General features: G+C 69.0%; 6 protein-coding genes. 1 reads left to right on the forward strand and 5 read right to left on the reverse strand.

Annotated features, from left to right (window positions below):
* Positions 1–20 precede the first annotated feature (20 nt).
* The 4 genes from ACFWY9_RS07555 to ACFWY9_RS07570 all read right to left on the reverse strand — a co-directional run bounded on the left by ACFWY9_RS07555 (position 21) and on the right by ACFWY9_RS07570 (position 5,442).
* A complete protein-coding gene (locus ACFWY9_RS07555) occupies positions 21–1,475 on the reverse strand; it encodes a sugar ABC transporter permease (protein WP_378326993.1) in 1,455 nt (484 codons plus the stop codon).
* A 20-nt stretch (positions 1,476–1,495) separates the two neighbouring features.
* Complete coding sequence (locus ACFWY9_RS07560; protein WP_378326994.1) at positions 1,496–2,269, reverse strand: ATP-binding cassette domain-containing protein; 774 nt, start codon at positions 2,267–2,269, stop codon at positions 1,496–1,498.
* 94 nt (positions 2,270–2,363) lie between these two features.
* The gene (locus ACFWY9_RS07565; protein ID WP_378326995.1) at positions 2,364–3,494 is read right to left on the reverse strand and encodes a sugar ABC transporter substrate-binding protein; all 1,131 of its coding nucleotides are present in this window, start codon (positions 3,492–3,494) and stop codon (positions 2,364–2,366) included.
* Positions 3,495–3,690: 196 nt separating this feature from the next.
* The gene (locus tag ACFWY9_RS07570) at positions 3,691–5,442 is read right to left on the reverse strand and encodes a DEAD/DEAH box helicase (RefSeq protein WP_378326996.1); all 1,752 of its coding nucleotides are present in this window, start codon (positions 5,440–5,442) and stop codon (positions 3,691–3,693) included.
* A gap of 224 nt (positions 5,443–5,666) precedes the next feature.
* Between ACFWY9_RS07570 and ACFWY9_RS07575 the strand changes: the two genes are divergently transcribed.
* Positions 5,667–6,824: a YihY/virulence factor BrkB family protein gene (locus ACFWY9_RS07575; protein ID WP_378338420.1), complete on the forward strand. Its 1,158-nt coding sequence runs from the start codon at positions 5,667–5,669 to the stop codon at positions 6,822–6,824.
* 58 nt (positions 6,825–6,882) lie between these two features.
* On the opposite strand, the gene ACFWY9_RS07580 is transcribed toward ACFWY9_RS07575, so the two are convergent.
* Entirely contained in the window at positions 6,883–7,722 is an 840-nt protein-coding gene (locus ACFWY9_RS07580; RefSeq protein WP_378338421.1) for a hypothetical protein, read from the reverse strand.
* Between the last annotated feature and the right edge of the window lie 429 nt (positions 7,723–8,151).

Raw genomic sequence — 8,151 nt, forward strand, 5'->3', positions numbered from 1 at the left:
TCATCTTTCCACGCGGTGGGTCACCGCGCCGACACCGCCGCGCGACGGCGGGACAAGGCGTCCACTGTGGCCGCGAGCAGCAGCACCAGCCCGGTGATGATGTTCTGCACCGCGACCGGCTGCTTGAGCAGGCCGAGCCCGTTCGCGACGACGGCCAGCACCATGCCGCCGATGACCGCGTCGAAGAGCCTGCCCTTGCCGCCGAACAGCGAGGTCCCGCCGATCACCGCGCCGCCCACCGCGAACAGCAGGGTGTTCAGCCCGCCGGCCTGCGGGTCCACCGAACCGACCTTCGACGAGTAGACGATCGCGCCGATCGCGGCGACGGTGGAGCAGATCACGAACACGCTCGCGCGGATCTTGTCCACGTTGATCCCCGCGCGCCGGGCGGCCTCGCGGTTGCCGCCGACGGCGTAGATGTGCCTGCCGTAGCGGGTCCGGTTGAGCACGTAGGTCCCGATCGTCAGCAGCACCAGCACGATCGGCACCACGTACGGCACGCCCTGGATGACGATGTTCGAGTTCGCCGCGCGGTTGAGCGTGAACAGATACGTCGACACCGCGGCGATCACCGCCACCGCACCGACCTTGGCCAGCGCGAGCGGGGTCGGCTGGACGACGAGTCCGCGCCTGAGCCGGGAGAAATGCCTGCCGAGCGTCACCCCGGCGAAGCCACCGGCCCCGACGATCGCCAGCGCCCAGCTGCCCGCGATGGACAGGTTCCCGTTGGCCACCTTGTTGAGCACGTCCGAGTTGCTGATGTTCAGCGTGCCGCCCTCGCCGATGAACTGCAGGATCACGCCCTGCCACACGATGAACAGCGCGAGCGTCACCACGAACGACGGCATGCCGATCTTCGACACCAGGAACCCGGTGATACAGCCGATCGCGGCGCCGACGCAGATCGCGAACAGCATCTCGATCCACGGGTTCGCGGTGACCCCGGACAGCACGATCGCCAGTGCCCCGACGGAAAGCGCCGCGCCCGCCCAGATCCGCAAGAACAGCGCGAGCAGCGCGGCCACCGCGAGAATGGCGACGAAGATGAAGAACACCGTGCCGCCCAGCGAACCGAGCAGGTTGCCGTTGCGCACGAAATGCAGTGCCATCACGGATCCGGCGACACCGGAGGCGGTGCCCGCGGACAGGTCGATCTCGCCGAGCAGCAGGACGTAGACGATGCCCATCGCGATGATGGTCTGCCCGGCGCCCTGCGCGAGCAGGTTCGCGATGTTGTTGAGGGTGAAGAAGAAGTCCGACAGCGCGGAGAACAGGATCACCAGCACGACGAGGCCGAGCAGCGCGGGCAGCGAGCCCAGCTGGCCCGCCTTGAGCCGGGAGAAGTAGTCGCGGATCGCCTCCGAGGTCGACATCGACGTCGTGTCGATGCCGAAGTCGGTGATCGCCGCGGACGGGGAGAGCTTGTCGGCGAGCTTCGGCTCGTCCGCCGCCAGTTTCTGGGGTGTCTCAGTCATTTCCGGTTCTTTCTTCCCGCTCACAGGACCGCGGCTTCGGGCCGGGCGAGGCCGAGTTCGCCGGAACGCCCGGCGGTGATGAGCTCCACGACCTGGCCGTGGGTGACGTCCTTGGTGTGTACCTCGGCGACGAGCCTGCCGAGGTAGAGCACCGCGATGCGGTCGGCGACCTCGAACACGTCGGCCATGTTGTGGCTGATCAGCACGACGCCGAGCCCCTGCTCGGCGAGCCTGCGGACCAGGTCGAGCACCTGCCGGGTCTGCGCGACGCCGAGCGCGGCGGTCGGCTCGTCCAGCAGGACGACCTTCGAGTCCCACAGCACGGACTTGGCGATCGCGACGGTCTGCCGCTGCCCGCCGGACAGCGCGGAAACGGGCGTGCGCACCGACTTCACCGTGCGGACCGACAGCGAAGCCAGTGTTTCGCGGGCGGCCTTCTCCATGCTCGCCTCGTCGAGCAGCCACCGGCTGCCGCGTTCCCTGCCGAGGAACATGTTCTGCACGATGTCGAGGTTGTCGGCCAGCGCGAGGTCCTGGTACACGACCTCGATGCCGAGCGCGGCGGCGTCGCGCGGGCCGTGGATGTGCACCGGTTCGCCGTGGAAGCGCACGGTTCCCGAGTCGGTGCCGTGGATCCCGGCGATGCATTTGACCAATGTGGACTTTCCGGCGCCGTTGTCGCCGACTAGTGCGGTGACCTCACCGGCCCGGACGTTGAAGTCGACGTCGTGCAGGACGTGGACCGGCCCGAAGCTCTTGTTCACCTGGTGCAGTTCGAGGATGGGTTCGCTCATCGTGGTTTCTCTGACTCTCCGGCGTGGTGACCGGGCCGGGACACGCGGTCGGGGCGCGCGTCCCGGCCCGGCTGTCTGCGGGGGACTTTCCGGCCTAGGAGATGCCGAGCTGGGCGCACGCCGCGGCGAGGTCGCCCGCGCACACCTCGGACGCCTTGACGTAGCCCTGGGCGATGACGTCCTTCACGCCGTCCTTGGTGGTCAGCTTCGGCTGCAGCAGCACCGACTTGACCTGACGGTTGCCCTTCGGGTCGTTGCTCTTGCCGGTGGCGATCGCGTCGGCGGCGGCCTTGTCGCCCTTGGCCAGCGCGGTGACGAGCTTGGCGGTGGCCTCGGCCTCTTCCTTGACCGGCTTGAACACCGTCATGTACTGGTCGCCGCGCAGGATGGCCCGGAGGCCGTCCGCGGTGGCGTCCTGACCGGTGACCGGGACCTTGCCGTTGAGGCCGACCTTCTTCAGCACCGTGATCACCGCGCCGGCGAGGCCGTCGTTCGCCGCGACGACGCCGTCGACCTTGCCGTTGTTGGCGGTGAGGATCTGCTCGAAGACCTGGCCGCCCTTCTGGTTGTTCCAGTCCTCGATCGCCTGCGACTGCACCAGTTTCAGGTCGTTGCTGTCGTACTTCGGCTGCAGCACGCTCTTCTGGCCGTTGGCGAACAGCGTGGCGTTGTTGTCGGTCGGGGCGCCCTCGATCTGGATGACCTGCGCGCCCTTCTTGTCCTTCAAGGCGTCGGCCAGGCCCTGGCCCTGCAGCGCGCCGACCTTCTCGTTGTCGAACGAGACGTAGTAGTCCGAGCTGCCGCCGAGGTTGAGCCGGTCGTAGTCGATCGTCGGGATGCCCGCGTTCTGCGCCTTCTTGGCGACCGCGGCCCCGAGTTCGCCGTTGATCGCGGCGATGACGAGCACCTTGACGTTCTGCGCGATCATGCCGTCGGCGAGCGTCGTGAACTTCTGGACGTCGCCCTGCGCGTTCTGCACGTCGACGTCGAAACCCTGTGCCTTGAGCGCCTCGGTGAGCATCGGCTTGTCGAAGGCTTCCCACCGCGCGGAGGTCGCGGTCTCGGGCAGGATGACCCCGATCTTCCCGTTCGCGCCGCCCGAGGACGGGGCGGACACGGTGGAACTGCCCGAGCCGCCGGGAGCGGCGCTGTTGGCGCCGCAGGCGGTCAGCACCAGCGCGGAAGCCGCCGTGGCGGCGAGGAGGGTTAGGGTTCTGCTGCGCATCCTCGTTCGTTCTCCGATCCTGCTCGCGGGGCGGCGGTCCGGAGATGGCCGGCGCACCGTCGCGCATATGTTGTGGCCGACAACATATGTCGCTGACCGGCGTCGCGGAAGATAGCTGGATCGATTAAGTACCCGAGAACGGACACGGTTTGGCAACGCGTCCGAAACCGCGCCCAGGCAGGCAACGATGTGATCGCTACCAGGAACGGAGCGTGACGATCCGTTCTTCGAGCTGCTCGACGGTGGCCATCGCGGTGGGCGGCCCGCCACACACGCGGCGCAGCTCGTTGTGGATCGCGCCGTGCGGTTTCTTCGTGCGGTGGTGGTACATCCCGACCAGCGCGTTGAGTTCCTTGCGCAACGCGCCGAGGCGCTCACTCACCGTCTGCCGGACGGGTGGCGCGGCGGGCTGCTCGGCTTCCTTGGGCTTGCGGCGCTTCTCGTCCGCGAGCTGGTCCTCCTGGCGCTTGCGCAGCAGCGCCCGCACCTGGTCCGGCTCCAGCAGGCCCGGCAGGCCGAGGTACTCCTGTTCCTCGTCGGAGCCGGAGAAGACCGCGGTGCCGAACGAGTTGCCGTCGTAGATGACCTGGTCGAGCTCGGCCGAGGCGTGCAGCGAGGTGAACGCCTTCTCCTCCTCGCCCGGCTCGTCCTCGGTGCGGTTGGCCTGGGCGAGCAGTTCGTCGTCCCAGCCTTCCTTCTCGCGATGCGGCTTGCCGAGCACGTGGTCACGCTGTGCTTCCAGCTCGCTCGCCAGCTCCAGCAGCACCGGGACGCTGGGCAGGAAGATGCTCGCCGTCTCGCCCTTCTTCCGCGCCCGCACGTAACGGCCGATGGCCTGGGCGAAGAACAGCGGGGTGGACGCGCTGGTCGCGTAGACGCCGACCGCCAGCCGCGGCACGTCGACGCCTTCGGAGACCATCCGGACCGCGACGATCCAGCGTTCCGAGGACTCGGAGAACTCCTTGATCCGCCCGGACGCCTTCGGGTCGTCGGACAGCACGAGTGTCGGCATCTCACCGGAGATCCGCTGCAGGATCTTGGCGTAGGCGCGCGCGGTCTCCTGGTCGGTGGCGATCACCAGGCCGCCCGCGTCCGGCACGCCCTGACGCACCTGGGTGAGCCGGGTGTCGGCGGCCTGCAGCACCGCCGGGATCCACTCGCCCGCCGGATCCAGCGCGGTGCGCCAGGCGCGGGCGTTCTGCTCCGCGGTGAGCGGCTCCCCCAGCCGGGCGGTGAACTCCTCGCCCGCGCTGGTGCGCCAGGACGCCTCGCCGGAGTAGGCGAGGAAGACGACCGGCCGGACGACGCCGTCGGCGAGCGCGTCGGCGTAGCCGTAGGAGTGGTCGGCCTTGCTGCGCTGGAAACCGGAGCCGTCGGGCTCGTAGGTGACGAACGGGATCTGCGAGTCGTCACTGCGGAACGGCGTCCCGGTCAGCGCCAGGCGCCGCACGGCGGGGGTGAAGGCCTCGCGGACCGCGTCACCCCAGGACTTCGCGTCGCCGCCGTGGTGGATCTCGTCGAGGATGACCAGTGTCTTGCGGTTCTCGGTGCGGACGCGGTGCAGCGTCGGATGCGCCGCGACCTGCGCGTAGGTGACCGCGACCCCGCGGTAGTCCGAGGACGTGACGCCGGTGGTGTTGCGGAAGTTCGAGTCGATGTCGATCCCGGCGGCGGCGGCCGAGGCGGCCCACTGGTGCTTGAGGTGCTCGGTGGGTGTGACGATCGTGACGGCCTCGATCGTGCGATCCGACAGCAGCTCGGCCGCGATCCGCAGCCCGAACACCGTCTTGCCCGCGCCGGGGGTCGCCACGGCAAGGAAGTCCTGCGGTTTCCGCGTCAGGTACTTCGTCAGCGCGCGGCGCTGCCAGGCCCGCAGCGGCCGCGCGGTCGAATCCTCGGCGGCCGGTGGGGCGCCGAACCCTGATGTGCGCTCCGCGGTCTCCGACAAGTCCGGTTCACCCCCTCCGATAGGCCGTTCATCGGCCGTGACGTGCGAAAACCCCCACTGTGCTACCGGCTTCGATGCCGGTTACGGCGGTGAGGGCACTTCCAGGAGCTTACCTTCCGGGTCCGGCGGCGCAGGGCACCGGCACGGGTGGTGTCGGCCGACACGCCCGGGCATCGTCGTGGTGACGAGCCAAATTCGCGCGAATGGACCATGCTGGACATGTCATGAGCGACGAGGTGAACGCCATGCCCGGCGAGGGCGGCAAGGTGCGCCGCAAGGGCCCGCTGCGCCTGATCGCACGTACGTTCGCCAAGGCGTGGGACGGCAACATCTTCTCCGAGGCCGCCGAAGCCGCGTTCTGGCAGACGCTGTCGCTGCCGCCGCTGCTGCTCGGGCTGCTCGGCAGCCTCGGCTTCGTCGGCGAGTGGTTCGGCCAGGGCGTGGTGTCCGCCGTCCACGACAAGATCATCACCTTCTGCCACACGATCTTCAGCGACAACGCGGTGCGGGAGATCATCGAACCGACGGTCAACAGCATCCTGACGGTCGGGAAGGGCGAGATCGTCTCGGTCGGCTTCCTGATCTCCCTGTGGGCCGGTTCGTCGGCGATGTCGTCCTTCGTCGACGCCATCACCGTGGCGCACGGCCAGTACGGGGTCCGCAACGACGTCTGGCAGCGGATCTTTGCGCTGCTGCTGTACCTGTGCGGGCTGGTCATCCTGGTGGTCGGGCTGCCGCTGCTGGCGATCGGGCCGGACCTGCTGCCGCAGTTCTTCCCGGTCAGCTGGCGCGACACGGTGACCAGCTGGGTCAGCACGCTGTACTACCCGGTGCTCGGGGTGATGATCGTCCTGGCGCTCACGACGCTGTACAAGCTGTCGCTGCCGAGGCGGCTGCCATGGCATCGCGGGCTGCCGGGCGCGGTGCTCGCGATGGTGGTGTTCCTGCTGTCGAGTATCGGGCTGCGGATCTACCTGAACTGGATCACCAAGACCGGCTACACCTACGGCGCGCTCGCCGCTCCGATCGCCTTCCTGCTGCTGATGTTCTTCATCGGGCTCGCGGTGGTCGGCGGCGCGTATTTCAACAGCGCGATCCAGGAGCTGTGGCCGGCGAAGCCGACCCGGCGTCAGCGCCGGAAGTGGCGCCGGCTGGAGATGGAGCGGGTCAGCGAGAGCATCCGCGCCGACGAGGCGAAGCCCTATTCGGACCGCATCACGCTCCCGCTGCGCCGCTCCAAGTCGCCGCCGGTACCGCCCGCCGCCACCGGCTCTGCGGACCACGGTGGCGACACCCCGGCGCCGCCACCATCCACGAAAGACGATCAGGCGCCAGAACAGGCGAGGACCCCGGGCCCGACCCGCGTCCCCCGCACCGACTGAGCACAAGCCCCGGCACTCCAGGTTCTCCCTCCACAGTGGACAGAAGTGCGCCGCGGGGTCAGGAGCGCTGGAAGCGGTAGGTTTTGCTGTCGAAGGCGATGCAGATGCTCGGCGACATGACGATGACGCGCAGGGTGCCGTCCCGCTCGTCGAAGTCGATGCCCTCGACCTCGAAGTTCCCACCGCACGTGCTGCGCAGCGGCAGCTGACCGAGCGAGGTCACGTGCCCGGTGACGTCCGAGCCGGACAGCGGGCCCGCGAGGTCGACCTGCAGCAGCGGTTTCGTGGTGCCGAAGAGGCTGCCGTCGGGATCGTCGGACGCGCAGAGCAGCCGGGTCGCGGTGAGGAAGTCGCAGCCCTGGACGTCCCGCACGGAGTGGTCGAGGCGGATCGCCGAGGCGTACGGCAGGTTCTTCGACGCGTCGGGGAAGGCCGCGCCGGGCATCGGGTGCACGAGCAGGCGGTCCATCGTGCCCCACTCCCCCGCGACCATCCAGCGCGCGTCGGGCGACACGGCGGCGAAGGAGTTGTTGTTCGCCTCCCACGATTCCAGCGCGTGCTGGTAGTTGGCCCACGAACCGTCCGGAGCCTGCACGCGGAACAGCTTCGCGCCGCGATCGTCCCGCTGGTACGGCTCGACGTACCAGCCCTGCGCCGAACCGGGGTCGCCGACGTGGTTCCAGCCCTTCGACGACAGGTCGGCGGGGATCGTGCCGACTCCGGTGTAGCGGATCGTGGTGCCCGAAGGCCGCACGATAGTGGCCAGGCCCTGGCTCTCGTCGAGCGGCCGCGCCCGGTCGGATCCGACTTCCTTCCAGCCGGTGACGGCCTGGGCGAGCGAAGGCGCGGCGGTGGCGAGGAGGGCGACCAGGGCGAGCAGGATCGCGGTTCTGCGCATGATGGCTCCGTCCATGCGGGAGGGACTGGCCAGTACTTCTACCAGTCGTCACCGCACAGGACAGCCACCATGTGAAGGATTTTCACCTCTGTTCACCGGGACGCTCCCCCAGGGGCCGCCACACCGAGCGTCCGGGGCCCACCCAGCCGTTGTCCGTGAATGCCACATTGAGGGACTCTGAGTCCCTCAATGTGGCATTCACGGACCGTCGCGAAGCGGCGTGGTGGAGCGCTGTGCTGCCGACGTCGTGAAGGCTCGCGGCCTGGTGGGTCAGCGGCCGGGTGCGTGCGTCGAGCATCCGCGCGTGTCGCGAACGACGCGTTGGGGACGCTCAACGTCGCGAACGCGACGTTCGCGACAGGAACCGTCCGCGGATGTCGCGAACGCGTCGCTCGGGACCCGCAAACTCCCCAACCCCACCGTAGCGAC

It is taken from the genome of Amycolatopsis sp. NPDC059027 (genome assembly GCF_042739735.1).
In the GTDB taxonomy this organism is placed as follows: domain Bacteria; phylum Actinomycetota; class Actinomycetes; order Mycobacteriales; family Pseudonocardiaceae; genus Amycolatopsis.

Bases quoted from the DNA above. Each gene is read 5' to 3' on its own strand.
- ACFWY9_RS07580 (WP_378338421.1), bottom strand. From the start codon at position 7,722: ATGCGCAGAACCGCGATCCTGCTCGCCCTGGTCGCCCTCCTCGCCACC.
- ACFWY9_RS07565 (WP_378326995.1), bottom strand. From the start codon at position 3,494: ATGCGCAGCAGAACCCTAACCCTCCTCGCCGCCACGGCGGCTTCCGCG.
- ACFWY9_RS07575 (WP_378338420.1), top strand. From the start codon at position 5,667: ATGAGCGACGAGGTGAACGCCATGCCCGGCGAGGGCGGCAAGGTGCGC.
- ACFWY9_RS07555 (WP_378326993.1), bottom strand. From the start codon at position 1,475: ATGACTGAGACACCCCAGAAACTGGCGGCGGACGAGCCGAAGCTCGCC.
- ACFWY9_RS07560 (WP_378326994.1), bottom strand. From the start codon at position 2,269: ATGAGCGAACCCATCCTCGAACTGCACCAGGTGAACAAGAGCTTCGGG.